General features: G+C 58.2%; 25 protein-coding genes. 16 read left to right on the forward strand and 9 right to left on the reverse strand.

All coding sequences use genetic code 11. From position 1 onward, the window contains the following. Window positions 1-19: 19 nt before the first annotated feature. The 3 genes from JHL21_RS04700 to JHL21_RS04710 all read right to left on the reverse strand — a co-directional run bounded on the left by JHL21_RS04700 (window position 20) and on the right by JHL21_RS04710 (window position 5,241). On the reverse strand, window positions 20-1,612 hold the full coding sequence (locus tag JHL21_RS04700) for a GGDEF domain-containing protein (RefSeq protein ID WP_200212124.1): 1,593 nt from the start codon (window positions 1,610-1,612) through the stop codon (window positions 20-22). A 111-nt stretch (window positions 1,613-1,723) separates the two neighbouring features. Beyond that, window positions 1,724-3,898: an FdhF/YdeP family oxidoreductase gene (locus JHL21_RS04705; protein ID WP_367948155.1), complete on the reverse strand. Its 2,175-nt coding sequence runs from the start codon at window positions 3,896-3,898 to the stop codon at window positions 1,724-1,726. 431 nt (window positions 3,899-4,329) lie between these two features. After that, window positions 4,330-5,241 (reverse strand): hypothetical protein, encoded by a 912-nt coding sequence (locus JHL21_RS04710; protein WP_200212126.1) that lies wholly within the window; start codon window positions 5,239-5,241, stop codon window positions 4,330-4,332. A gap of 45 nt (window positions 5,242-5,286) precedes the next feature. Between JHL21_RS04710 and JHL21_RS04715 the strand changes: the two genes are divergently transcribed. Next, window positions 5,287-5,634, forward strand: a complete 348-nt coding sequence (locus JHL21_RS04715; protein WP_200212128.1) for a hypothetical protein — start codon at window positions 5,287-5,289, stop codon at window positions 5,632-5,634. A 4-nt stretch (window positions 5,635-5,638) separates the two neighbouring features. Here JHL21_RS04715 and JHL21_RS04720 read toward each other — a convergent pair whose 3' ends face one another. After that, window positions 5,639-5,986, reverse strand: a complete 348-nt coding sequence (locus JHL21_RS04720; RefSeq protein ID WP_169195117.1) for a hypothetical protein — start codon at window positions 5,984-5,986, stop codon at window positions 5,639-5,641. A gap of 75 nt (window positions 5,987-6,061) precedes the next feature. Here JHL21_RS04720 and JHL21_RS04725 point away from each other — a divergent pair, with 75 nt between their 5' ends. The 15 genes from JHL21_RS04725 (at window position 6,062) to JHL21_RS04795 (ending at window position 16,055) form a co-directional block, all read left to right on the forward strand. Further along, window positions 6,062-6,904: an urease accessory protein UreD gene (locus JHL21_RS04725; protein ID WP_200212129.1), complete on the forward strand. Its 843-nt coding sequence runs from the start codon at window positions 6,062-6,064 to the stop codon at window positions 6,902-6,904. A gap of 9 nt (window positions 6,905-6,913) precedes the next feature. Continuing rightward, window positions 6,914-7,216 carry an urease subunit gamma gene (locus JHL21_RS04730; protein ID WP_169195115.1) on the forward strand — a complete coding sequence of 101 codons (303 nt, stop codon included), beginning with the start codon at window positions 6,914-6,916 and terminating at the stop codon, window positions 7,214-7,216. A gap of 9 nt (window positions 7,217-7,225) precedes the next feature. Beyond that, window positions 7,226-7,801, forward strand: coding sequence for a HupE/UreJ family protein (locus JHL21_RS04735; protein ID WP_200212130.1), 576 nt, complete (start codon window positions 7,226-7,228; stop codon window positions 7,799-7,801). A gap of 9 nt (window positions 7,802-7,810) precedes the next feature. Beyond that, on the forward strand, window positions 7,811-8,116 hold the full coding sequence (locus JHL21_RS04740) for an urease subunit beta (RefSeq protein WP_169195113.1): 306 nt from the start codon (window positions 7,811-7,813) through the stop codon (window positions 8,114-8,116). A gap of 50 nt (window positions 8,117-8,166) precedes the next feature. Further along, window positions 8,167-8,586: a hypothetical protein gene (locus JHL21_RS04745; protein ID WP_169195112.1), complete on the forward strand. Its 420-nt coding sequence runs from the start codon at window positions 8,167-8,169 to the stop codon at window positions 8,584-8,586. 98 nt (window positions 8,587-8,684) lie between these two features. Next, entirely contained in the window at window positions 8,685-10,394 is a 1,710-nt protein-coding gene (gene ureC / locus JHL21_RS04750; protein WP_200212131.1) for an urease subunit alpha, read from the forward strand. A 60-nt stretch (window positions 10,395-10,454) separates the two neighbouring features. After that, window positions 10,455-11,570: a methyltransferase domain-containing protein gene (locus JHL21_RS04755; protein WP_200212132.1), complete on the forward strand. Its 1,116-nt coding sequence runs from the start codon at window positions 10,455-10,457 to the stop codon at window positions 11,568-11,570. Window positions 11,571-11,655: 85 nt separating this feature from the next. Further along, on the forward strand, window positions 11,656-12,084 hold the full coding sequence (locus tag JHL21_RS04760; RefSeq protein ID WP_248306612.1) for an MliC family protein: 429 nt from the start codon (window positions 11,656-11,658) through the stop codon (window positions 12,082-12,084). An 18-nt stretch (window positions 12,085-12,102) separates the two neighbouring features. After that, a complete protein-coding gene (locus JHL21_RS04765; protein WP_169195108.1) occupies window positions 12,103-12,687 on the forward strand; it encodes a hypothetical protein in 585 nt (194 codons plus the stop codon). Window positions 12,688-12,783: 96 nt separating this feature from the next. Then, the gene (locus tag JHL21_RS04770; RefSeq protein WP_169195107.1) at window positions 12,784-13,365 is read left to right on the forward strand and encodes a hypothetical protein; all 582 of its coding nucleotides are present in this window, start codon (window positions 12,784-12,786) and stop codon (window positions 13,363-13,365) included. Window positions 13,366-13,384: 19 nt separating this feature from the next. Beyond that, the gene (locus JHL21_RS04775) at window positions 13,385-13,861 is read left to right on the forward strand and encodes an urease accessory protein UreE (RefSeq protein ID WP_200212133.1); all 477 of its coding nucleotides are present in this window, start codon (window positions 13,385-13,387) and stop codon (window positions 13,859-13,861) included. Next, window positions 13,858-14,514: an urease accessory protein UreF gene (locus JHL21_RS04780; protein ID WP_200212134.1), complete on the forward strand. Its 657-nt coding sequence runs from the start codon at window positions 13,858-13,860 to the stop codon at window positions 14,512-14,514. The genes JHL21_RS04775 and JHL21_RS04780 overlap by 4 nt, the downstream gene beginning before the upstream one ends. Continuing rightward, a complete protein-coding gene (locus JHL21_RS04785) occupies window positions 14,511-14,942 on the forward strand; it encodes a DUF3995 domain-containing protein (RefSeq protein ID WP_200212135.1) in 432 nt (143 codons plus the stop codon). The genes JHL21_RS04780 and JHL21_RS04785 overlap by 4 nt, the downstream gene beginning before the upstream one ends. Before the next feature lie 16 nt (window positions 14,943-14,958). Further along, window positions 14,959-15,591, forward strand: a complete 633-nt coding sequence (ureG, locus tag JHL21_RS04790; RefSeq protein ID WP_200212136.1) for an urease accessory protein UreG — start codon at window positions 14,959-14,961, stop codon at window positions 15,589-15,591. Further along, window positions 15,591-16,055: an N-acetyltransferase gene (locus JHL21_RS04795; RefSeq protein ID WP_200212138.1), complete on the forward strand. Its 465-nt coding sequence runs from the start codon at window positions 15,591-15,593 to the stop codon at window positions 16,053-16,055. Before ureG ends, JHL21_RS04795 begins: the two co-directional genes overlap by 1 nt. Here JHL21_RS04795 and glgX read toward each other — a convergent pair. Genes glgX through glgB form a run of 5 tightly spaced genes read right to left on the reverse strand, consistent with a single transcriptional unit; the run spans window position 16,052 to window position 24,672 of the window. Next, window positions 16,052-18,187: a glycogen debranching protein GlgX gene (glgX, locus tag JHL21_RS04800; RefSeq protein WP_254081911.1), complete on the reverse strand. Its 2,136-nt coding sequence runs from the start codon at window positions 18,185-18,187 to the stop codon at window positions 16,052-16,054. The two genes, JHL21_RS04795 and glgX, sit on opposite strands and share 4 nt — an antisense overlap. Then, window positions 18,072-19,706 carry an alpha-D-glucose phosphate-specific phosphoglucomutase gene (locus JHL21_RS04805; RefSeq protein WP_200212139.1) on the reverse strand — a complete coding sequence of 545 codons (1,635 nt, stop codon included), beginning with the start codon at window positions 19,704-19,706 and terminating at the stop codon, window positions 18,072-18,074. Before JHL21_RS04805 ends, glgX begins: the two co-directional genes overlap by 116 nt. After that, entirely contained in the window at window positions 19,687-21,147 is a 1,461-nt protein-coding gene (gene glgA / locus JHL21_RS04810) for a glycogen synthase GlgA (protein ID WP_200212297.1), read from the reverse strand. The genes JHL21_RS04805 and glgA overlap by 20 nt, the downstream gene beginning before the upstream one ends. After that, the gene (glgC, locus tag JHL21_RS04815; protein WP_169195100.1) at window positions 21,147-22,418 is read right to left on the reverse strand and encodes a glucose-1-phosphate adenylyltransferase; all 1,272 of its coding nucleotides are present in this window, start codon (window positions 22,416-22,418) and stop codon (window positions 21,147-21,149) included. Before glgC ends, glgA begins: the two co-directional genes overlap by 1 nt. A 58-nt stretch (window positions 22,419-22,476) precedes the next feature. Further along, complete coding sequence (gene glgB / locus JHL21_RS04820) at window positions 22,477-24,672, reverse strand: 1,4-alpha-glucan branching protein GlgB (RefSeq protein ID WP_200212140.1); 2,196 nt, start codon at window positions 24,670-24,672, stop codon at window positions 22,477-22,479. Window positions 24,673-24,734 lie beyond the last annotated feature (62 nt).

Here is a 24,734-nt window from a genome sequence, read left to right on the forward strand (position 1 = left end):
GCCCGCGTAACAGCGGGCACTACTCCGCCGGCAGCGCGGCGACGGACGAACGGCCATCGGCAATGACCTGATCGCGTCCGGCCTTCTTGGCAACATAGAGCCGCCTGTCCGCCTCTGCCAGCAGCTGTGGTCCGCTCAAAATACCCGTCTCAACCAAGCCAATGCTCACCGTGACCTTCAATCCCGGGGCCAGATCACTAAAGTCCGTATCCCGCACAGCGGCAGTGATTTTCCAAGCCAGTGGCGCCGCAGATTCCAACGACAGATTGGGAAACAACAATCCGAACTCTTCCCCGCCGATGCGATAGGGCAGCATACCCCCATCGATCGTGCGCAGAAGTTGCGCGATCCTGCGAAGCACCGCGTCCCCGACCATATGCGAGTATTGGTCGTTGACGAGTTTGAAGTGGTCGATGTCGAGGATGGCTAACGACGACTTCTCATGGCCGATGGTCTCGAAGGCACTGTTAAACGCACGCCTGTTCGGGATCTCGGTGAGCGGATCAACGCCCGCCTGCATCTCGAGCTCTTCAGTCCGCTTGCGCAATTTGTCGTTCGCCAACTGCATCTCAATCACGAGCGCGCGTTGTCGTGTCCGATCATTACTCTGCCGGATATAGGCGGCGTGAAAGCTACGGTGGAATGACAAGGCTCGTGCGAAATCGCCCTTTAGCTCCCAAACATCAGCCAAGCGCTGCAAGCTTTGGACGATCTGATCAAAGATCGAATTTTGCGATGCGATCCGCTCGGACTCGACGTAAGCGGCAAGCGCCTCATCAATGCGCCCCATATTCCGAAACACTTCGCCCCGAGTGTAGAGCATATGTGTTCGCGCTCGCGGGCCAGGCTTGCCAGGCAAGGTCTCTGCTTCCACCAAGTCTTTGAGAGCTTGGTCGTAATGCCCGCAATAGGCTGACAGCTCGGCACGGTTACACAGCGCCACCGACAGGTTCCAAAGATCGCCAGCGGCCCGCGACACATCGGCTGCAGCCCTTAGGATTTTGATCGCTTCATCAATGACTTGCTCACCATTCATACCCGGGTCGAGCTTTTCGGTCACGAATATCGCCGAGAGGAGGGCGTAGGAACGGTTGACCAGCGTCAGGGCAATCGTGCTCTCGTCACCAGAAGCATAGGCAAGATCGAGCGCCTCTGTCAGCATCTGCGATGCCAAGGCTCTCTCGTTGCAAATGACCAGCGCCACGGCCTTGCAGTTCAGCGCAAACGACTGAAGTGCGGGATCACCCGTTCGCGAGGCGATAACCACAGACTCACTGGAGGTCTCAAAGCTAATGTCGCTCAGCCCCAGTTCCAAAATCAGCCAAGAATAAACCGCCAGCGATAGCGCATGGCCCCAGTCGTTCTCGGTCTGCGAGAAATAATTGCGAGCTGCGTCAGCGGCCTGAACGCCTTCTTTGGGATAGCCCAACTGCAAGCAGAACCATCCGATACACCGGTTGCATTCCGCCTCAGCCTCGGCATCGCCAACAGCTTGCGCTTCGGCCAACAACGCGCGCGCTTGTGCCAGCCCCTCAAACGAGCGACCAACACGTCCATGGTCCCAGCACTCTCGGGCGAGCTCTACCAGCTGCTTTTTTGAAACGTCGTTCAATAAACCCTCCGATAGAGCTAACCTGACCGACTTATGTAAATAAATTTAGAAATAAAAATCAAAAATCTACATCAGATGACAAGAGACTGTCTGCGCCACTAAAATACTTCCCTACAACATCGGCCGAATGCTAATCGGAACTGATTTAAAAGCGGGCGTCTTACTGCGCGGATCAACTTCCGTCCCCACGAGCACATTGGCCTCGGGGTAATAAGCCATGGCGCTTCCTGCCGGCAGATCGAAGCTGGTCGCAAAGCCAACCATTTCGCCAGCCTCTGAAGAAACGGCAATTCGCTCCCCTTCGCTGACCCCAAAACGTGCCATGTCTTGCGCATTGAGAAACACCGAATAGCGCCCCGCCTTGCCGCGATAACTGTCCTCTTCCTCATAGATAATGGAATTGAACTGCCCCTCGCTGCGCACGGTCGCGAGCATCAACTGATCTGGCCTCATCGCCGGAATTGGCGTCACCACAAAATGCGCCTTGCCATCCACCGTGCCGAAACTTGGCGTGTGCATGACCCGGTTCTGGATATGGAATTCGCGCTTAGCGACATCAATATCGGCCAAGCCCTCCATGCCCGGAACAATGGCCGCAATGGCGTCGCGAATTTTGCTGTGCTTGGAAAAGCCGTCAAAATCAATTGGACTGTCCGGCAGCATCCGCTGACCCAATTGCCCCAAAATCCAGCTTTCCGGACGCACTGTTTCTATGCGTTCAATGCCGCCGTCCGAGAGGCGAACGAAGTTGAACATCGACTCTTGCGTTGTCGGTTCCCATTCTTCGTCGCGCGCCGTTACCGGCAAGATCATCACCTCACCATCGCCCAGCCCATGAACATGGCCCTGATTGAGCGTCGTGGTCAGAAACAGCTTGAACCCAATATTGCCCATGGCCCGGCTGGAAAATGCTGTGTCTGGCGTCGCCGCCCACAGATTGCCGCCCATAATCACAGCGGCATCAATTTCCCCCGCCTCTGCGCGCTTCATGCACGCCATGGTGTCGAGACCCTTCTCCTCAGGGAAGGTGACACCAAAAGCCTCCTCCATTTTGGCCAACACATCCTTGGCCAAAACAGGCTTCACACCAATCGTACCAATGCCCTGCACATTGGAGTGCCCGCGCAGTGGCAACAGACCCGCGAAGCGTTTGCCCAACATGCCGCGCACCAGAGCAAGGTTTGAAATCGCCTCAACATTGGCAACGCCATGAACATGGTGGGTCATCCCCATGCCCCAGGCAAAAACCGCGTGTTTGGCCCGCCCATAATTGGCCGCCACCCGTTCAATCTCTTCTCGCGCAATCCCGCAGGCCGAAACGATCTCGTCCCAGCTCAGCCCCTCAAGATCGCTCCTGAAAACCTCGAACTCGGCGCTATGGGCTCGGATAAAGTCCGCGTCCTCGGTCCCCTGCTCAAGCACGGCCTTGGCCAGTCCCTTGAACAGCGCGATGTCCGAGCCGATACGCGGCTGCAAATAGTCTGACGCAATATCGCTCCCGCCCTTGAGCATGGACATCGGCGATTTCGGCACCGCAAACTTGACCAGACCCGGCTCCTTGGCCGGGTTGATCACAATCACCTGCCCACCCCGCTCGCGGCAGTTCTTGAGCATATGAATAAAGCGCGGGTGGTTAGACGATGGATTGGCCCCGATGACAAAGATCAAATCGGTCCCGGTCAAATCCTCTAATTCAACGGTTGCCGTGCCCTTGCCGATTGTCGTCACAAGGCCCTCGCTGGTCGCCTGATGGCAATAATAGGAGCAATTGTTGACGTTGTTGGTCCCATAGGCCCGCGCCAGCAATTGAAACAGGAACCCAGCCTCATTCGAGCTGCGGCCGGATGAATAGAAGAATGTGCGCCGCGGGTCGGTCTCGGCCAAACGGTGTGCTGCATGCTCAAGCGCACTGTCCCAATCGATTGGCACAAACCTGTCTGATCCGGCGCGACGGAACAACGGCGTCCCCAAACGCCCCAGATGCTCCATTTCCTTGCCGGTCAGTTCGCCCAACTCAGCAATGGTGTGTTCAAAAATTGGATGTGGAATAGCGGGCTGGATATCAGTCGATTGCGCCTGCACACTCTTGTTGCAAACCGATGGAAACTCATCGAGTTCGTTGGTCATGCCGCCGTGCTGGCCACCCATGCCATAGGCGCAGGCCTTGCACGTGTTCTTGGCCGTAAGTGCCTTGGTCGCTTTGCCCACCCCCATCTTGCCGATGGTTGAGAGCGTATAGAGCACCTTCTTGGGGCCACCGCCCACAATTGCACTGGTATCGGCCACGAAACTTACCCTCCCCCGAAACAGGTGCGGCTATCCTCATGCCCTGGCGAGGCAGACGCAAGTGCTGGCTGCACGAGTTTGAGAAGTGAGGATGGTTTTGATTTTCAAGAAAACCCGCCCCGATCTGTTCCCGTTCCCTCCGTTGAACAAATCGGGGCGTTAAGCCCGGGCGCCCTTATCACCCGAGCCGGGTAACTGAAAACTCAGTGGAGGCAACTGCTACATGCTCATTGCCCTGCACGCCATTGGCCAAAAGGTTAGTGCGCCATCAGAAAAACCTAGGCCCTGAACCTGTGCAAGCATTTTCAAACAAAATCGCCGCGAAAATCTTTTGCTGCCTATTTCCTGCGCTTTGTGCTGCCTTTTTGAAGGCCACAAAACCGAGAAGGGCCGGCCACAGGCCGACCCTCTTTTGCTGCTGTTTTGCTCTTTTAATAAACGAACATCGTCAGCTGCGAGCCATTGCGATGAACTGCAAACACTCTGTCTGGCTTGTGCGAGGTTCGGCTCAGCGAAGCATTGAGCAATGCATCACCCGAAACCGCATATTGAAGATTTGGGGCCATGCCGGTCTGGGCCATGGCCGACTTCAGCCAGTTGCGCAGTTCTGGACAGACATTGACCTTCTGCACCTGCACGTTGCTCGCACGGTTCCAACCGTCAAACTTAGTGCCCTGCATCATCTGTGCGAGCTGACCGCTCGAAACGCCATTGCAGACGATCCCTGCAGCACCGGGGCCGCCGCTACCGTTTCGACCGCCTGCGCCAAGCGCACCAAAGTTGATGACCTGCATCCCGCCACCAGCACCAGGTGCGCCCGGATTACCGGGAGTACCCGGCCCGCCAGGACCACCAGGACCACCAGGGCCTCCTGGGCCACCCGGAAGGATACCGATGCTCACAACGTCTGGCCCAAGCAGGCCAACGTCAACAAGCGTCGTTCCACCCAGACCAACATTAGCATTGATGCCACCGCTGGTGTTCACATTAGCCGTAACGGCGCCATTGCCGATGTTGGCATCGAGCAAGCCGCCACCGCCACCACCAAGACCGACGTCAATCAACGCCCCCGTATCCGCATCGCCAGAACTAACGCCAACGAGACCGCCAACATTAAGGCCACCACCGGAATCCGAGCTGGAGCCTCCACCTCCGCCCAAACCGCCGGTAACAGTCTCGGTGACCGAGCTCAGTGTGTCCGTGACACCGCTGAGCAAGCCACCGCCACCGCTATCACTTCCGCCGCCACCAAGAAGACCTCCCAAAAGTCCCTGAGAATGTGCCGGAATAACCGATCCTACCATCAGCGCCGCAGACAGTAGGGCAATGCCCATTTTCGTCATGATCAACTCCCGTAAGCGCGAAACACGCTATACGGATAAATCCGCATGAATACTTATGTTGCATCACGAAGATCCAAGCTAAAAACACAGAAATCAAAGAGTAACGACACTCAATTCAACTTAATTCAAATGCAATTCAGATTGAATTCTCAATTCACTACGCCCTTAGTAAAAGAGCGCGAAGTCGAAACTTCGCGCTCCTGGGAACTGAGCAAGGAGCGTCAGCCTCACTCACTTCACCCTCTTAAGGCCGACAGATCGCCAGCCTATTTTATGTCGGGGATTGGTAGATTTCCGAAGGCCACGCTGGCGCTAAACATCCCGCAAAACCGTGCAACTGCAGATCCCAATAAAAACGCCCGGTCGAAACCGGGCGCTTTTAACGGAGTGTGATGGGTTACTGAACCCAACCACCGTCCTTGCACTGCTCAAGAGTGATCCCGCTGAGATCAATCGTGGTTGTGGCCTGAGCTAAACCCTCGGCAGGCGGCTTGTCGCCATCAGTTGGCTCTGCATTCGGCAGCGCCCCAGCGGCAGCGTCGCTCAGAGTATTCTTATCAGTCGAGTTCATTTCTGAGGAAGCCCCTGCAGCGAGAGCGATTTCATCGCATTTGGCCTGCACAGCAGCCACATCGCCTTCAATCACGGGATTACCAGAGATGGTCTTGGCGTCTTGCGCCATCGCTGGAACGACCATCATGCCAACAGTTAGTGCAAAAATTGAAATTGCTGATTTCATATGCATTTTAGTGTCCTGTATGGTGTTTCGTACAAGAGCTCTTGCTCGTCCGACAAATGGTAGTGCGGTCAAAACGTTCCGATGGGTGCGATCACGGCAGAAAAACTGATCTATGCTGACCTTCAACGAGCTCGCGGCATTGGCCGGGTCTCGACGAAACAATTCGGCGGTCGGACGCATTTAGCCAGCTTGTACCAAGATGGCTGCGCCAAGATCCGCCTGCCAAAAACTCATTCACAATCGCTGGAAGCAGTGCTGATCAACACTGCTGGCGGCATCACCGGTGGCGATCAAATTGAGTGGGAAGCGTCCGTCGAAGCAGATGGCCACCTCGTTCTGACCACCCAAGCCTGCGAACGCAGCTATCGCTCCACCGGCCAAACGGCCCGTATCCAGACCACTCTTGAAGTTGGTGAAAACGCCCATCTCGATTGGCTCCCGCAAGAGACGATCCTGTTTGAAGCCAGCAAGCTCTCCCGCCGCCTCAACATTCAGCTGGCAGAAGGGGCGACCCTCACCGCCATTGAGGCGATATTACTCGGTCGCGAGGCGATGGGCGAAGATGCACGCGACGCCGAACTCTCCGACAACTGGCGCATCTATCGCTGTGGTCGGCTGATCCACGCCGAAGCCACCAAACTGACCGGCACCGCTGCCGAGCGCGATGCTAACGCCCTTTTGTCCGGAGCGCGCGCCTTCGCCTCGATTGTACATATTACCAAGACCAGCGAGGAAGCCGACCGTATCGCTGACCGCCTCCGCGCCATCATCGCTCCACACAGCCGCACTGCCATATCGGCCAATGGCGAGCGCGTCGTCCTGCGTGCGGCAGCGCCCTCAGGGATAGAATTGCGCCGAAACATCGTTCCTATCCTCGCAAATCTCACCGCAACCGGGACCCTACCCCGCCTTTGGCATCTCTAGGAAACGCCGATGAACCTCACGCCTCGCGAAAAAGACAAATTGCTCATTGCCATGGCTGCCATCGTGGCGCGTCGCCGCCTTGAGCGTGGGGTCAAACTCAACCACCCCGAAGCAATCGCCCTGATCACCGATTTCGTCGTCGAAGGTGCTCGTGATGGCCGCCCCGTCTCGGAGCTCATGGAAGCAGGCGCTCACGTCATCACCCGCGATCAGGTGATGGAGGGCATCCCCGAGATGATCCACGACATTCAGGTCGAAGCGACATTCCCCGACGGCACCAAGCTCGTCACCGTGCATCAACCCATTCGGTAAGGCCGTACCATGCTCAAACGCCTTCTTCTTGCCCTAGCCGTTTCAACGATCGCCACCGTCCCGGCATTCGCCCACCTCGACCCAGAGGCTCATGGCTCCTTCGCTGCGGGCTTCAGCCACCCCCTGTTCGGCCTCGACCACATCCTGGCGATGATCGCCGTTGGGCTGTGGGCGGCACAGCAATCAGGTCGCGCCATCTGGCTCGTTCCAGCCGCGTTCGTTGGGACCATGGCGCTCGGCTTCCTCGCAGCTGTCCTCGGCATGCCCCTCCCCTTGGTTGAGCCGGTCATTCTTGCCTCGGTCATATTCATCGGCCTCGGCCTTGCCTTGGCCCTCCCCGTGCCACCAGTCGCTGTGGCGGGCCTTGTGGCCTTCTTCGCCTTCTTCCACGGCCACGCTCACGGTGGGGAATTGGGTGCGGCTGGCGCATCGCAATTCGCGCTAGGCTTTATTGTCGCAACTGCTATTTTGCACGCCGTCGGTATTGGGGCCGCTCAGTTGTTTGCGCGACTGTCCGCTCCCCTTGCGACGCGTCTGGTCGGCGCAACCACAGCATTCGCGGGTGCGTGGCTTGCATTTGCATAAGGAGTCGTGATGATCCCCGGTGAAGTCATTCCTGCAAGCGGCGAGATTGAGCTCAATCGTGGCGCAGTGCAGATCACCCTCGAAGTTGCAAATGCGGGTGATCGGCCCATCCAAGTTGGCTCGCACTACCACTTCTACGAAACGAACCCAGGCCTGCTGTTTGATCGTCAGCAGGCGCGTGGCATGCGCCTCGACATACCAGCGGGCACGGCGGTGCGTTTCGAACCCGGACAGGCGCGAGAGGTCAAACTCGTGCCCATCTCCGGCGACCGCAAAATCTATGGCTTTCGCCAATCCGTCATGGGCGCCCTGTAAACGCCCAATTCCTTAAACTCGATGTGCGCTGCACACGACCGGCAAAGAAAATGACCCAGGAAACAATCAACGAAAACAATAAAGAAGCGTTCTTCAAGCGTCATTTCATTGCCGTGATCGAGGACTTGAAGGAAAATGGCTTCAACGACGGCGAAGCCATGGCCATGATTGGCTCTCTAGCGCTCACCGTGTCTGAAGGTCTCGGACACAAAAAATGGAGCGAAGCGAAGGCCGCGTGCACTCGCGAGCAATATGACGCTCTGCTCCTGACCTTCCAGCAGCAGGGCGAAAAGGCCCATGCCGAAGGATTGAGCAAGCAGGCCTACGCCATCCAAACGCTCTCCACCGCACTCGTGGCCGCGACCCAGCGCAAAGACCCACACATCGCGCAGGGCGAGCCCCTGCTCGACGACATCATCGATGAAGCGATCACCTTCTACGAAACCTTCAAAGACACAACGGTCAACTGATTCAGAGCTGGCGCAAGCCAGCTCTCTTGTTTTCAGCCGCCAAACCGGCCAATCTGAGCCTTGGGAAGCTTCTGTTCCGGGCTCATACGGGACTCAAAATGCCAGCACGTATCTCGCGCGCCAGCTATGCCGACATGTACGGCCCGACCACCGGCGATAAAGTCCGGTTGGCGGATACGGAACTCTTCATTGAGGTGGAGAAGGACTTCACCACCTATGGTGAAGAGGTCAAGTTCGGTGGCGGTAAAGTCATCCGCGATGGCATGGGCCAATCGCAGCGCACCCGCGCTCAGGGCGCCGTTGATACGGTCATCACCAACGCACTCATCGTCGATCACACCGGCATCTATAAAGCCGATGTTGGCCTTAAGAATGGCGTCATCTCCGGCATTGGCAAAGCGGGTAATCCCGACACCCAGCCGGGTGTAGACATCATCATCGGCCCTTCAACCGAGGCGATCGCTGGCGAGGGTAAAATCCTCACTGCCGGCGGCATGGACGCCCATATCCACTTCATCTGCCCCCAGCAGATCGAGGAAGCGCTGATGAGCGGCGTCACCACCATGCTCGGCGGCGGCTCCGGCCCGGCTCATGGCACGCTCGCTACCACCTGCACTGGCGCTTGGCACATCGAACGCATGATCGAAAGCTTCGACGCCTTCCCGATGAACCTTGCCCTCGCTGGCAAGGGCAATGCTGCCGTGGCCGCCCCGCTCGAAGAAATGATCCTCTCCGGCGCCTCCTGCCTCAAGCTGCACGAAGACTGGGGCACGACCCCGGCCACCATCGACAACTGCCTCTCGGTAGCTGACGATTACGACGTGCAGGTGATGATCCACACCGACACGCTCAATGAATCTGGCTTCGTCGAAGACACGGTCGGCGCCTTCAAGGGCCGCACCATCCACGCCTTCCACACCGAAGGCGCGGGCGGCGGTCACGCTCCGGACATTCTCAAAGTCGCGGGCCTGCCCAACGTCATTCCCTCCTCGACCAATCCGACCCGTCCGTACACGGTCAACACCATTGCCGAGCATCTCGACATGCTCATGGTGTGTCACCACCTTGATCAATCGATCCCGGAAGACGTCGCCTTCGCCGAAAGCCGCATCCGTAAGGAAACCATCGCGGCCGAAGATATTCTGCACGACATGGGCGCGCTCTCGATCATTTCCTCCGACAGCCAGGCCATGGGCCGCGTCGGCGAGGTGCTGATCCGCACATGGCAGACCGCCGATAAAATGAAGCGCCAGCGCGGTCGCCTGCCGGAAGAAACCGGCGATAACGACAATTATCGCGTCCGCCGCTACATCGCTAAATACACCATCAATCCAGCCATCGCCCACGGCATGAGCCAGCACATCGGCTCAATCGAAGTCGGCAAGCGCGCCGACCTCGTCCTATGGAACCCAGCCTTCTTCGGCGTCAAACCTGAAATGATCCTGCTCGGCGGCTCAATTGCAGCAGCGCCAATGGGCGACCCAAACGCCTCCATCCCGACCCCGCAACCGATGCACTATCGCCCCATGTTCGCCGCCTATGGCAAATTGGCCTCACGCTCCTCGGTCGTATTCATCTCACAAGCCGCCCATGACGCTGGGCTGCGCAACCGCCTCGGCGTCGACAAACAGCTTCTTCCGGTCTCCAACACGCGTGGCGGCATCGGCAAAGCCGCGATGAAGCTCAACACCGCGACACCGAACATCGAAGTGCATCCTGAGACCTATGAAGTGCGGGCCGACGGCGTCTTGCTCACCTGCGAGCCCGCAACAATACTCCCTATGGCACAACGGTATTTTCTCTTCTAAGTCTGTTTGACACACCCCCCTCGCTGCCGCACATTGCTGCCGTTGCGAGGGAGGTGCGCCATGTCTAAGTCCAAAGGATTCCCCAAGAATCCCGCACAGGCGCTGCGAGCCCAAGAACTCCTCACGGCGCTGCAACAGCTTACGGCCGCCAATGATTGGAAACGCGCCGCTCCGCTCAGCCTTGAGCTCACCCGCATTGCGCCAGAGCTGACAGAGGCCCATGATATCATGGGCCGCGTCGCCTTCCAAACAACCGCCTTCGATATTGCTGAAACCTGCTTTGAACGCGCTGTTGCGCTCGGGCCAGTCAACGCCATGCGGCTGCACGCTTGGGCCACCGCGCTCATCGCCCGTGGCAATTTCAAAGCCGCTGAAAAGGCGCTGGAGCGCGCGCTCGTCTTCCGCCCCAAAGACCCGCAGATCTCCTGCGATCTGGCCGACGCCTATCTTGCCCAAGACCGCTCGAGCGACGCCTTCAAGCTCTTCCGCTCGGTCGCCAAGCAAAACCCAGCCAACAGTTATGCCCGCCATATGCTGTCGGCGCTGTCAGACGCGCGCCAGCCAGATCGGACCTATGTCACAAATCTCTTCGACAGCTACGCGCCCATGTTCGATCAGCACCTAACGGGCGCGTTGCACTACCGCATCCCAGAAATTGTGGCCGAGGCCGTAACGCCCTACAGCCCCTTCGCATCGGTACTCGACCTCGGCTGTGGCACCGGTCTCATCGCGGAAGCGCTCAAAGGCAAATATGCAGCAATCGACGGCGTCGATCTCTCGCCCCGTATGATTGAGAAGGCGACAGAACGGAGCCTCTACCGAACCCTCACGACGGGCGACTGCGTCGACGCTCTCAAAGCCAGTGCCGAGCTGGCATCGACCTATGACCTAATAGCAGCGCTTGATCTGCTCATCTACATCGGCCCCGCCGAAGACTTGTTCCAAGCCGTAGCCACAAAACTCAGCCCAAAGGGTCTCTTCGTCTTCACCACCGAAGCCGCGGACGACACAGGAATAGTCATCCGATCCAGCGGGCGTTTCGCCCACTCGTCTCAGTACATCCGCTCGTGCTTGGCCGCCAATAGGCTCGTTGTGCTGGACCAACAGCATCACACGATCCGGCTCGAACACGAAAAACCAATCCCCGGCGAAGTCTATATTTGCCGACGAAACTGAACTTGCCTAATCCACGAATAGCCATGATTGTATGTCCGTGATTGGGCTATTCGCATCAACCGCGTGATTGGAGAGTTCCTTGACAGTGATCCGCATAATTTCGGCCATCGGCCTTATCTTAGCCAGCACTGGCGCGGTTCTCAGCCAAGACGCTGTGGCCCCTGAAGAAGTTCCCGCAGCGACAGCTCCCGCGCTCAACACGGCAGGCGTTTCGCTGACCATCTCCATCGATACCGCAGGCGACATTGACCGGAAAATGGTCAGCTATGCCTGCGAGAACGGCGTCACCCTGCCCGTTCAATATATCAATGCCGCGCCGAACTTCCTCGCAATCGTGCCGGTAGACGGCGCAAATCTGGTGATGGTCACCACCCTATCCGGCTCGGGGGCACGATATGTCGCTGGTCCATATGAGTGGTGGAGCACAGGGGATGACGCGACCTTGCGAGACCTTATGCAGGATGAGGATAGTGACCCACTCCTCAGCTGCACCGCTGTCGTAAACACTCCATAAAAACCGGAGGGGGAGGCGATGGACTTAGAAAGTCACACTGTCGACCTCTTCGCTCATACCCGCATCGTGATTGGCATGGTGATCGGTCTGGGGATCACCCGGACCCTTCTCACCTTCGCCAATATCATTCAAACACCGAAGACCCACACCAGATCGCTGCTCCACCTGCTATGGCTCGGGGCCATGCTCGTTGAGCTGGCCCTATTCTGGTACATCCACATTGAACTGGTTCTGCTGCCGCATTGGAACTTCGGCTATTTCGCCTTCTATGTCGGCTATGCGATCGTGCTCTATATGCAGACGGCTCTGCTAACCTCAGACAGAGCACCAGACCATGGTGGCTATCAGGAATTCTTCATTGAGCGGCGCCACTGGTTCTTTGGCTTCTTCATCGCAAGCCAAGTCTTTGATATCTTGGATACAATCTTCCTAGCGCCAAAAGAACAGTTGGAACCGGCCGACCTGATTGTTGGCGGCGTCTTTATCGTTCTAGGCCTCGCTGGATGGATATCGAAGAAGAGGCGTGTCCATTACACCATTATCACGCTGCACATGCTGGGCTTGGCCATTGTGAGCTTCTTCTATGCGATTGAAACAATCTAGCGCTCAGACAAAATAATAAATGTTCAATACTAAGCCATTAGGCTTGGTCCTTGGGTATATAGCTCTCGTGCATTGAGCCATGCCGCAAGGATAACCATGGAACACTTGACGTCTTCCGAAATCTTCCTTCACGTCCGAGTACTTCTCGGCACGGTGATCGGCCTGGGTCTCGCCCGTTTGATCATGACCGTCGCTGGCATCATTCAGCACCCCAAGCGCGCAAGATCCTCACTCCTGCACATGCTCTGGGTGTTCTCCATGATCATCGAGCTGGTGCTCTTCTGGTGGTGGGAACTCTCCCTCTACTCAGTTCACGAGTGGACCTTCGGCGTCACCGGCTTCCTCGTCATCTATGCGATGCTGCTCGTTCTCATCGCCACCATTCTCGCGCCCGACCACATTTCTGAATATTCTGGCTACGAGGACTTCTTCCTCAAACGCCGTCGTTGGTTCTTCGGCCTCTTCGCCGTCGTCGCCATCTTCGACGTTATCGACAACGCCATCAAAGGCGGGGTCTACAGCGCACGCTTTGGCGATGGTTATGCCGTGCAGGCCGGAACTGGCATCATTGTTGCTTTGATTGCGTGTTACAGTAGCAATCGCGCCCTCCATCTCACGATCGTGGGGCTGCATTTCGTCTATCAAGCCTATCTGATGAGCAAGTACTTCAACGGCTAGCTCACGACGAGGAACATTCATGCGCCGAGTGACCGACATCATCCCCTCCGATCCGTCAGCCACCCCGCCCTATGACAACATAAAGCTCGAACACGCTGAGCGTCGTCTGCGGCGCAAGGTGTTGCGCCTCTCTGGAGGCGATGAAGTCCTCATCGACCTGCCGCAAACCACAACACTTGATCACACCAACCTACTCTTGCTGGACGACGGACGCACCGTCAGCATTATTCCGGCCGAGGAACTTCTCTACGAAATTCGGGCCAAAGACCCGACCCACCTCATCCGTCTGGGCTGGCATATCGGTAACCGCCATACCCCCGCCCAACTAGAAGAAACCCGCATCCTGATTCAGCGCGATCACGTCCTCAAAACCATGCTCGAAGGCTTGGGCGCGACAGTCACCAATGTGAGCGAGCCCTTCTTCGCTGAGCACGGCGCTTATCACAGCCACGCGCATGCCGATGCAGGCCACGCCCTCCTCGCCAAACGCTCATGACCTCAGACCTGCAAAAGCTCCTGACTTGGTTGTCCCCGGCCTTCCCAGTGGGCGCATTTGCTTGGTCTGCTGGTCTCGAAACAGCCATTGTGCAGGGCACAGTTAGAGATCGCGCCACGACAGAGGAATGGGTAGCAGCAACGCTCGAACACGGCGGCATCAAGACCGACGCGATCCTCCTCGCGCATGCCCATCGCTCTCATGCCGATCAGGCGACACTGCGCGACTTGGCCGACTTGTGCCTGGCCCTCACCCCAGCGCGGGAGCGCCACGCCGAGACGGTCCTAACCGGCAACGCCTTCGTGCTGGCGAGCGCCGCCTGGCCGACTGAGAGCCCTCTCGCCCTGCCAAAACCCTGTCCCTATCCAATAGCGATAGGGGCAACAGCCGGTGCACACGGCATCGACGCCCTGGCCACACTTACCGCCTTCCTCACCAGCACAGTGCACAGCCAAGTGTCTGTCGCCGTGCGCCTCGTCCCGATTGGTCAAAACGATGGCCTCGCCATCATGGCGAGCCTCGAACCCAGAATTCTCAAATTGGCCGAAATTTGCTTGGCAGCAACACTGGACGATATCGGTTCGGTAGCCTATTGCGCAGACATCGCACAGATGCAGCACGAGACTCTGGGCACGAGGATATTCCGATCATGAGCATGTTGATTGCCGCTTTTGTTTGTATCGCCCTCTTGGCGATCTCCGTCTCCCACTTCGTCTGGGGCGTCGGCCTGTCTTGGCCCTTGAAGAACCGCAAACTACTTGCGCAAACCGTCGTCGGCTTTACTGGCGTTGAGAAAATGCCAAACCCATTGCTGACCTTGGCCGTTGCCATCGGCACCTTCTATGCGGCCTTCATCGCCCTCGCGATGGCCGATCATGACGGTGGCGGCACCAATCTCAATCTTGTCGGCGGCGTCATTGCCGTGATCTTTCTGGCCCGCGGCATCGTTGGCTACACACCCAAGTGGCAAGCCATAACCGCCGAACCCATTTTCCGCTTCAACGACAAGCGCGTATATTCGCCACTCTGCCTGTTTATTGGGCTGGGGTTCCTGTCGCTCATCCTCCTTCGCCTCATCTAGTCTCTCGGAGCACGCAATGTCCAAAAGCCTACACGGTCCCCTTCGCATTGGTATTGGTGGACCGGTAGGCTCGGGCAAAACCACCTTGTGCGAGATGCTCCTCAAGGCCATGCGCGACCGCTATTCCATGGCAGTCGTGACCAACGACATCTACACCCAAGAAGACGCGCTGATCCTCGCCCGGGCTCAGGCCATCTCCGAGGATCGCATCGTTGGCGTTGAAACCGGTGGCTGCCCGCACACCGCTATCCGCGAAGACGCCTCTCTCAACCTCGCCGCCATCGACGCGCTCAACGAAAAATTCCCCGAGCTCGACATCATTCTTATAGAGAGTGGCGGCGACAACCTTGCGGCAACCTTCTCGCCTGATCTTGCGGACCTCACCATCTACGTCATCTCCGTCGCCCAAGGCGAAAAGATCCCACGCAAGGGTGGCCCCGCCATTTCGCGCTCCGACCTCTTGGTCATCACCCACACCGACCTCGCGCCCTATGTCGGTGCCAGCCTTGCGGTTATGGACAGCGACACGCAAAAAATCCGCGACGGTCGCCCCTATGTCTTCACCGACCTCCTGCGCCGCGAAAGCCTCGACCAGATCATCGGCTTCATCGAAAAGCACGGCGGCTTCACCGCCGAGGCAGCCGAGTAATGAAAAGCGCAGCGCCCTACCTCAGATTGCGTAAGGCGCTGATCGCTCCCCTTCCCGCGCCCATCTGGCCGACGGGCCTCGTCAAGGCGACGCTGTCTCACGTCCCTCCCGAGGCAGTCCATAAGCTCCTCAAGGCAACCTTCCGCGACATAGCAAAGCCTTGTTCTGCTTGGTATGCAGCGCTGTCTACCGACGAAGAGTACGATCCCGCATTAGCGATCCTCGCGCTCGGACCTGACGGCACAGTCGCGGGCTATATCCAAAGCTGGACTTCGGGCTTCGTCAAAGACCTCGTGGTGGCCCCAGAGCATCGCCGTCAGAACATCGGCACTTTGCTCATGGCCGAAACCTTCGCGCTATTCGCCGCGCGCGGCCTCTCTCACGTTGACCTCAAGGTCGAACGCAAAAACAAACCCGCGCAGAAGTTCTACGCGGGCTTGGGCATGATTGAGGTGCTTGATTAGCCTGCAGCAGGCCGAACGAGCACCACCACCGAACGCGGCGGCAGGGTCACAGTCGCGCCTGAAAACGGCACATCCGCATTCGTATCGGACTGAATACCCACCGCCCATTCACCTTCTGGAATGTGCGCGACAACGGGTTCAATCTTTCGATTGTACCAGATGATCACCTCATCTTCCTTATGGCGCAAATGCTGGCCGAGAACCGAAGCGCTGCTGTCGTTCCAGTCGCCCTCATTCATTTCGCGACCATCAGGGTGCATCCACACAACATCGCGCACGCCATTCTTGTCGTGCCCGGTCAGGAAGTGGTCGTGATGGATCGCCACGTGATCCCGGCGGAAATGATTGAGCGCGGCGACATAGTTGACGAGGTCCCCGTCGACATTGTCCCAATCGACCCAGGTAATCTCATTGTCCTGCGCATAGGCATTATTATTGCCATGCTGGGTGCGATACATCTCATCGCCCTGCTGGATCAGCGGCACACCGCGCGAGAAGAACAGGGTCGCTAGCATGGCTCGCACATCGCGCTTCCGCGCCGCGACAATCCCCGCGTCGTCCGTTTCGCCTTCGACGCCACAGTTCCACGACAGATTATGGCTGTGCCCGTCGCGGTTCTCTTCCCCGTTCGCCTCATTGTGCTTGTCGTGGTAGCTCACCAAGTCCCTCAGTGTGAACCCGTCGTGCACGGCCAGCATATTGACCCCGTGGCTCGGCTTGCGCCCCGCCACGTCAAAAATCTCAGCCGAGCCTGAAACCTTCCCGGCAAGCGCACCCAAGGCATGGCTCTCGCCCTTCCAGAAGCCACGGATTTCGTCGCGATAAGTGTCGTTATGCTCGGCAAACTCCTTGCCGAACTGACCCACCGCATAGCCACCCGGACCCGGATCCCACGGCTCAGCCACCAAAATGCATTTGGACAGAACCGGGTCTTGCTTGATCTTACGCAGCATCTCCGCGTCCGCGTTAAAGCCCGGATCACGCCCCAGTACCGTCGCCAGATCGAAGCGGAAGCCGGAAACCCCGCATTCCTCGACATAGTAACGCAGGCTGTCGATCACCAACCGCTGCACCGCCGGATGATCACAGCGCAGCGTATTGCCCGTGCCCGTGTCATTGACGAGGTGCTTCTTCCCATCAACTTCCACGAAGCGATAATAGGTCTGCGGATCAAGCCCCATCATCGACAGGATCGGCCCTTGCTGGTCACCCTCACCGGTGTGGTTATAGACCACGTCAAGGATCACCGAGATATTGGCCTTGCGATAGGTGTCCGTCATCACCCGCATCTCTTGCGGCCCACGCGGCGCGAGGCGCGGATCAACGGCAAAATAGGCCACGGGATTATAGCCCCAGGCATTGGTCAGCCCAAGCGCCGGAAGGTGCCCCTCATCAATCCAGGCCGCTGTCGGCATGAGCTGGATCGTATCGACGCCGATATGCTTGAAATGGTCGACCACCCACTTGGTCGTCAGCGCCGCAATAGTGCCGCGCAACGGTCCCTGCACGCTGGGGTGGCGCATGGTGAAGCCACGAACATTGAGTTCGTAATAAAGGCTCGGCGCCTTCTTGCGTGGCACGGCCGGCTCATTGCTCGCGCCCGGCACAATCGCTTTCGGCACCAGCGGAGCGGTATCCACCGCCTCGTCTCGTTCGAGACGCAGCTTTGGCGAGCGCACAAACACCCGATCCAAAATCCGCGCATAGGGGTCAACGAGCAGCTTGTTGGGGTCAAAGAAAAAGCCCTGATCGGGCTCATAAGGCCCGTCAGCGCGCAAGCCATAGCGCGCTCCGGGTCCAATATTGGCGATCAATGCCGCCCTGATGTTGTCCTGATGAACATCAAGCTCAAAGCGCTCGATCTCTTCGTCCAGTTCATTGAACAGACAAACCCAGATCGCCGTGGCGCTTTCGGAGTAAACGGCAAAGTTCACTCCGTCAGCGGTCACGGTTGCACCCAGGTGCTCGATACGACCAGCACCAGGCACCAGTTCCGGCTTCGATGCGAGAGCCAGATTAGGTGATAACGGTGGGAGCGTCCCGTCCAGTTCGGCTCCGGATTCCTGCGATGGCATCTGCGATCCCGATAAGTTCTGCAAGGGCGACTTGAGTGTCGAGATCGTGGTTTCCATCGGCTGCCTCATAGCGTTCAATATAGAGACGCAACGTAGCACCAACGGTCCCGGTTCCTGACAAACGCAGGACCAATCGCGACCCGTCCGTAAAACCGATCCTCACACCCTGCTTGGCGCTGGTCGAACCATCGACAGGATCGAGATAGCTAAAGTCATCGGCATAGGCGACCTGCAGATCATCGCCCAATACCTGACCGACCAGACCCGGCAGCTTGGCGCGCAGATCATCAACCAGCGTGTTGGCAATCCCAGCATCGACTTCTTCATAGTCGTGACGGGTGTAATAATTGCGGCCGTAGGTCTTCCAGTGCTCGCGCACGATCTCATCGACGCCCTGCTTACGCACGGCAAGAATGTTCAGCCACAGCAGCACAGCCCAAAGGCCATCCTTCTCGCGAACATGATCCGAGCCGGTTCCGGCGCTCTCTTCCCCGCAGATAGTCACGCGGCCAGCATCAAGCAGATTGCCGAAGAATTTCCAGCCCGTTGGCGTCTCATGCATTTCAATGCCGAGCTTCTCGGCCACACGATCCGCCGCCGCACTCGTCGGCATGGAGCGTGCAATCCCCGCGATGCCCTTCTTATAGCCCGGCGCCAAATGCGCATTGGCCGCCAGCAGCGCCAGCGAGTCCGAGGGCGTCACAAAACGCTTCTTGCCGATGATGAGGTTACGGTCCCCGTCACCATCCGAAGCCGCGCCAAAATCTGGCCCTGCATCGGTCATCAGCAGATCATGCATGTCCTTACAGTACACAAGGTTCGGATCGGGGTGCCCGTCGTCAAACGACGGCGACGGCGTACCATTGATAACCGTGCCCTTGGGCGCACCCAGCATGTCCTCAATGATCTTGTGCGCATAGGGGCCAGTCACCGCCGACATCGCATCAAAGGTCATGCGGAAACCGCCCTTGAACATCGCTCGGATCGCGTCGAAGTCGAAAAGGCCCTCCATCAGCTTGGCATAGTCGGCGACCGGATCGATCACCTCTACCACCATGTCACCCACCTTCTGGGTGCCAATCGTGCCGAGATCAATGTCCGCCGCGTCGACGCTCTTATAGCTGTCGATGACCTTCGAGCGCGCATAAACCGCGTCGGTAATCTTCTCCGGCGCTGGCCCACCATTGCCAATGTTGTACTTGATGCCGAAGTCACCATCCGGCCCGCCCGGATTGTGCGAAGCGGACAGAACGAGTCCACCAAACGCCTTATAGTGGCGGATCACATGGCTCGCTGCCGGGGTAGAGAGCAGTCCGCCCTGCCCGACAAGCACCTTGCCAAAACCATTTGCCGCCGCAATGCGGATCGCCTTCTGAATGGCGACGTCGTTATAAAAACGACCATCGCCACCGATCACCAGCGTCTGCCCTGCAAAACCTTCAAGGCTATCGAAGATCGCCTGAATGTAGTTCTCGACATAGTTCGGTTGGCTGTAGACGGTGACCCGCTTGCGCAGCCCTGACGTCCCCGGCTTCTGATCCTGATAGGGCGTTGTCTTAATCGTCTGAATTGTCATCGAGCTTATATCCGATCAGCGAAGCGTAGAGTTGGGCGTAGCGGCGTGCACTTGCTTGCCAGCTCACCTCCGACTTCATCCCGCGCTTCTGCATTTTCTTCCAAGATTTTTCATCGGCGTAGAGCGCCAGCGTGCGGCGGATGGCGTTTGCCAACGCCCCTTCGCTCGGCGGCGAAAACTGAACGCCCGTCGCAACATCGGCGGAGAGCGCCGCCACATTGGCGTCGATTACGGTATCATTGAGACCGCCCACACGCGCCACCAGTGGAATACATCCATAGCGCAGCGCATAGAGCTGGGTCAGTCCACAGGGTTCAAACCGTGAGGGCACCATCATCACATCGGCCCCGCCCTGAATAAGATGGCTGAGCGCTTCGTTGTAACCGGTCACGAGCCCGACCTTTCCCGGGTGGCGCTGCGCAGCAGCCCGAATGGCGTTCTCCAACCCCACTTCGCCCGAACCCAGCACAGCCAACTGCGCTCCCGCCGCCACCATCATATCGATATTGGCGGCGATCAGGTCGATCCCCTTCTGCCAGGTCAGGCGCGACACCACCGCGAACAGCGGTCCATCGCTCTTGTCGAGGCCAAAGCTCTCCTGCAACTTGGTCTTATTCGCCTTGCGATACTGGATCGTATTGGCAGAATAATTCTGCGTCAGCGCCGGGTCGGTGGCCGGGTTCCAAGCCTCAAGGTCAATGCCATTGAGAACGCCGTCCACCGTCGATGGGCGATTGTTGAGAATGCCCTCAAGCCCCATGCCAAACTCATGGGTGCGGATTTCAGCGGCATAGCTCGGGCTAACAGTGGTCACAAAGTCAGCGCATTCAATGCCCGCTTTGAGGTAGCTCACGCCGCCATAGTATTCGACGCCATCGACCGCGAAGGCATGAGGCGGCAGGCGCAACTGTCCGAAAATTTCGCCACCGAAATTGCCCTGAAACGCCATGTTATGAACGGTCATCACCGTCTTAACGGACGATGCTGGACCGAACTTCACATAGGCCGGAACAAGACCTGCTTGCCAATCATGGCAATGGATGACCTGTGGGCGATATGCCTCAACCAGCCCCGCACCCAGCTCCGATGCGACCCAAGACAGGGCCGCAAAGCGTTTCCAATTATCCGGCCAATCCCAGCCTTCCGGCCCAAGATAGGGGTTCCCCGGTCGATCATAGAGCGCTGGCGCATCGAGAACGATGAGATCGAGCCCTGCCGCCTGCCCGGCGATGAGCTTGGCCTTGACGCCAAACAAATCGTCGAAACTGGCCACGACCCGACCATCGGTCATCTTCGCCATAATGGCGGGATAACCCGGCACCAGCGTGCGCATGGTCACGCCCTGTTCGGCCAAGGCGGCAGGGAGCGCGCCGGCGACATCCGCCAGCCCGCCCGTTTTGATCAGCGGATAAATCTCCGCCGTGACCGAGAGAACTTCGATCATCTATCCGCCAGATATTTGTTAATCATGGCCTGCGTCACGAGCGTGACCCCTTCTTCAGTTCGCCGGAAATACTTGGCGTCAAATTCTGGGTCTTCGCCCACGACAAGTCCTTCGGGAACACTCACGCCGCGGTCGATAACCACCTTGCGCAAGCGAGCATTCCGCCCGATTTCGCAATAGGGCAGCACCACCGCCTCATCAAGCACCGAATAGGAATGGACGCGCGCCCCGGTGGACAACAGCGTGCGCTGCACATGCCCGCCCGAAATAATGCAATCCCCTGACACCAGCGAATTCACCGCCGAGCCCCGACGCCCGTCATAATCATGCACGAACTTGGCTGGCGGGGTGATTTCGGCGTGGGTCCAGATCGGCCAGTCACGATCATAAAGATCAAGCTGCGGGGTGATGTCGGTCAGATCGATATTGGCCTTCCAATAGGCGTCGACCGTACCCACGTCACGCCAATAGGCGACCTTCTCATTGCTCGAGCGGACGCAGGAGCGATTGAACCGATGCGCCCAGGCTGTACCGTTCTTGACGATGTAAGGGATAATATCCTTGCCGAAGTCACGGCTTGAGCCTTCCGTCGCCGCATCGCGACGCAATTGCTCCATCAGGAAACGCGTCTCAAACACGTAAATGCCCATGGAAGCCAGCGCCATGTCTGGGCGATCCGGAATGCCCGGCGGGTCCTTCGGCTTCTCGACGAAATCGACGACGCGGTCGCGCCCATCAACGCGCATCACGCCGAAGCCCTGGGCTTCCATACGCGGCACTTCGAGGCAACCAATGGTCACATCAGCGCCGGTATCGACGTGCTGACGGAGCATGATTTCATAGTCCATCTTGTAGATATGGTCGCCCGCCAGAATGACGATATAGCGCGCGCCATAATCCTCGATGATGTCCATGTTCTGATACACGGCGTCGGCCGTGCCAGCGTACCACATGTCCTCCGCCACGCGCTGGGATGCAGGCAGCACGTCAAAGCTCTCGTTACGCTCCGTGCGCAAGAAGTTCCAGCCACGCGACAAGTGGCGGATCAAGCTGTGTGCCTGGTATTGCGTCGCCACCGAAATGCGGCGGATGCCGGAGTTGATCGCATTGCTCAGCGCGAAATCGATGATGCGCGACTTGCCGCCAAAGTACACAGCTGGCTTAGCGCGGCGATCCGTCAATTCCATAAGCCGCGTGCCTCGCCCCCCAGCCAGCACATAGGCCATCGCCTCACGAGCTAAAGGCGACGGGACCCGATATTCAGCCATAGTAGTCTCCCTCCTCAAGCCCGGTAAACGCCACCGGGCGCTACTCAAACACAGCCCTTCATTCGGGCTCGAATTTTAAGAAAAGCGTCGCCAGCGGGGGCAGATAAAGTTCGGCCTCCGCAGGCCAGTGTTGCCCCTTCACGGCCCGCGCTTCAACGCCGCCATGATTTCCCGTATTGCTGCCAGCGTACCAGCCAGCATCGGTGTTGATCCGTTCGACCCATCTGCCTGCAGCTGGCAGCGGCACCTTGTATCCGGTGCGCGGTACGGGAGTGAGATTGGTGATCACCAAAACCGGGTCCGCACCCGGCGCCTTACGCACCCAGGCCAGAACCGAATTCTGCTGATCATTGCCGATCACCCAATTGAACCCCTCGGGCTCGCAGTCGCGCTCATGCAATGCGGGCAGGCTCCGATAGGCCGCATTCAAATCGGCAATCAGCCGGCGCATCCCCTCATGGTTGGGCTGATCGAGCAGATACCAGTCTAGCGCCTTGCTTTCATTCCACTCGGCGCGCTGGGCAAATTCTTGGCCCATGAACAAAAGCTTCTTGCCCGGATGCCCCCACATAAACGCCAGATAAGCGCGCAGATTGGCAAATTGCTGCCAGTCATCACCCGGCATCTTCTCGAGCAATGTCCCTTTGCCATGCACCACCTCATCATGGCTCAGCGGCAAAACGAAATTCTCGCTAAAGGCATAGACCATGCCAAAGGTCATATCGGCGTGGTGGAACTTACGATGCACCGGGCTGCGGCTCATGTAGCGCAGCGTGTCATTCATGAAGCCCATGTTCCATTTGAAGCCGAAGCCCAGCCCATTGGCATAAGTCGGCGCCGTCACGCCCGGCCAGCTGGTGCTTTCCTCGGCGATCATGAACCCACCGGGAAACTGCCGATAGACCTCGGCATTCACCCGCTGCAGGAACGCCACCGTCTCAAGGTTCTGATTGCCCCCGTGCTCATTGGGCACCCATTCCCCCGGCTCACGCGAGTAATCGAGGTAAAGCATCGAAGCCACCGCATCGACCCGCAGACCGTCGATATGGAACTGATCAAACCAATAGAGCGCATTATTGGTAAGGAAAGCCGAAACCTCTTTGCGCCCCAGATTATAGATCGCCGTGTTCCAATCAGGGTGAAACCCTTGGCGCGGATCGGCATGCTCATAAAGCGCCGTACCATCGAAATTGGCGAGGCCGAATTCATCGGTCGGAAAATGGGCTGGCACCCAATCGAGGATCACCCCAAGTCCCGCCTCATGCGCCGCATTCACAAAGCGCGCAAACCCTGCCGGATCGCCAAAACGCGCCGTTGGCGCATAGAGCCCCGTCGGCTGATAACCCCAGCTCGGATCATAGGGATGCTCAGAGATCGGCAGCACTTCGATATGGGTGTAACCCAAGTCTGCAACATAAGGCACAAGCTGTTCAGCCAATTGGTCATAGCTCAAAAAGCCGCCATCCGGCCGCCGCCGCCACGAGCCTAAGTGCACCTCGTAAATCGACATTGGCGCGCGCCGCCAGTCCTTGGCCTTGCGCTCTTCCATATACTGTGCGTCCGTCCAAACGAACGGCGTCGGATCGGGCACAACCGATGCATTTTTGGGGCGCATCTCGGCCTGCCGCGCAAACGGATCCGCCTTGAGGGGCAAGATTTGGCCGTCTGGCCCAACGATCTCATACTTGTAGATCGTCCCCGTACCGAGCACCGGGATGAACACTTCCCAAATGCCCCCGCGGTTGCGCATGGGGTTGCGCCGCCCATCCCATTCATTGAACGAACCAACGACCGAAACGCGCAATGCGTTGGGCGCCCAGACCGCAAAATGCGTTCCGTGAATGCCCTCAAACGCCATCTCATGCGCGCCGAGCTTATCGAAGAGCCGCAAATGCGTGCCTTCTCCGATATAATAATCGTCCATTGGCCCGAGCACTGGCCCGAACGTATAGGGGTCGTAAACGTCCCACTCCCCGCCCGCGTTCTTGGCCCGATAGCGAACCGGTTGCGGGGTATCGATCGCAACCTTGCCCTCAAAGAACCCCGCACCATGACGTGGGATCAAATGACCAAGCTCAGCGCCATCCAGCGTATAGGCGGTCAGCGTTTCCGCATTGGGCACAAAGGCACGCAATACCCACGCACCTTCGATCTGATGCAGGCCGAGAAAGCCGAAAGCGTCACTGTGCCGACCGGCAACAATGGCTTCGACCTCATGTGTCTCGGCTTGCCAGACTTCCTTACCCAAGCTCACGCGCTTCCCCTCATCACGACCGTCCAATCCGACCCGAGCCTAACGCTGCATAGTGCTATGTG

Origin of the sequence: Devosia sp. WQ 349K1 (genome assembly GCF_016595685.1) — a bacterium.
Lineage (GTDB): Bacteria > Pseudomonadota > Alphaproteobacteria > Rhizobiales > Devosiaceae > Devosia.

What these genes read in the sequence shown, in the direction of transcription:
- JHL21_RS04745 (WP_169195112.1), top strand. Translation starts at nt 8,167, where the DNA reads ATGACCCAGGAAACAATCAACGAAAACAATAAAGAAGCGTTCTTCAAG.
- JHL21_RS04775 (WP_200212133.1), top strand. Translation starts at nt 13,385, where the DNA reads ATGCGCCGAGTGACCGACATCATCCCCTCCGATCCGTCAGCCACCCCG.
- JHL21_RS04755 (WP_200212132.1), top strand. Translation starts at nt 10,455, where the DNA reads ATGTCTAAGTCCAAAGGATTCCCCAAGAATCCCGCACAGGCGCTGCGA.
- JHL21_RS04720 (WP_169195117.1), bottom strand. Translation starts at nt 5,986, where the DNA reads ATGCATATGAAATCAGCAATTTCAATTTTTGCACTAACTGTTGGCATG.
- ureC (WP_200212131.1), top strand. Translation starts at nt 8,685, where the DNA reads ATGCCAGCACGTATCTCGCGCGCCAGCTATGCCGACATGTACGGCCCG.
- JHL21_RS04780 (WP_200212134.1), top strand. Translation starts at nt 13,858, where the DNA reads ATGACCTCAGACCTGCAAAAGCTCCTGACTTGGTTGTCCCCGGCCTTC.
- JHL21_RS04730 (WP_169195115.1), top strand. Translation starts at nt 6,914, where the DNA reads ATGAACCTCACGCCTCGCGAAAAAGACAAATTGCTCATTGCCATGGCT.
- glgC (WP_169195100.1), bottom strand. Translation starts at nt 22,418, where the DNA reads ATGGCTGAATATCGGGTCCCGTCGCCTTTAGCTCGTGAGGCGATGGCC.
- JHL21_RS04710 (WP_200212126.1), bottom strand. Translation starts at nt 5,241, where the DNA reads ATGACGAAAATGGGCATTGCCCTACTGTCTGCGGCGCTGATGGTAGGA.
- JHL21_RS04765 (WP_169195108.1), top strand. Translation starts at nt 12,103, where the DNA reads ATGGACTTAGAAAGTCACACTGTCGACCTCTTCGCTCATACCCGCATC.
- ureG (WP_200212136.1), top strand. Translation starts at nt 14,959, where the DNA reads ATGTCCAAAAGCCTACACGGTCCCCTTCGCATTGGTATTGGTGGACCG.
- JHL21_RS04740 (WP_169195113.1), top strand. Translation starts at nt 7,811, where the DNA reads ATGATCCCCGGTGAAGTCATTCCTGCAAGCGGCGAGATTGAGCTCAAT.
- JHL21_RS04785 (WP_200212135.1), top strand. Translation starts at nt 14,511, where the DNA reads ATGAGCATGTTGATTGCCGCTTTTGTTTGTATCGCCCTCTTGGCGATC.
- JHL21_RS04795 (WP_200212138.1), top strand. Translation starts at nt 15,591, where the DNA reads ATGAAAAGCGCAGCGCCCTACCTCAGATTGCGTAAGGCGCTGATCGCT.
- glgX (WP_254081911.1), bottom strand. Translation starts at nt 18,187, where the DNA reads ATGGAAACCACGATCTCGACACTCAAGTCGCCCTTGCAGAACTTATCG.
- JHL21_RS04715 (WP_200212128.1), top strand. Translation starts at nt 5,287, where the DNA reads ATGAATACTTATGTTGCATCACGAAGATCCAAGCTAAAAACACAGAAA.
- JHL21_RS04805 (WP_200212139.1), bottom strand. Translation starts at nt 19,706, where the DNA reads ATGACAATTCAGACGATTAAGACAACGCCCTATCAGGATCAGAAGCCG.
- JHL21_RS04725 (WP_200212129.1), top strand. Translation starts at nt 6,062, where the DNA reads ATGGGTGCGATCACGGCAGAAAAACTGATCTATGCTGACCTTCAACGA.
- JHL21_RS04735 (WP_200212130.1), top strand. Translation starts at nt 7,226, where the DNA reads ATGCTCAAACGCCTTCTTCTTGCCCTAGCCGTTTCAACGATCGCCACC.
- JHL21_RS04770 (WP_169195107.1), top strand. Translation starts at nt 12,784, where the DNA reads ATGGAACACTTGACGTCTTCCGAAATCTTCCTTCACGTCCGAGTACTT.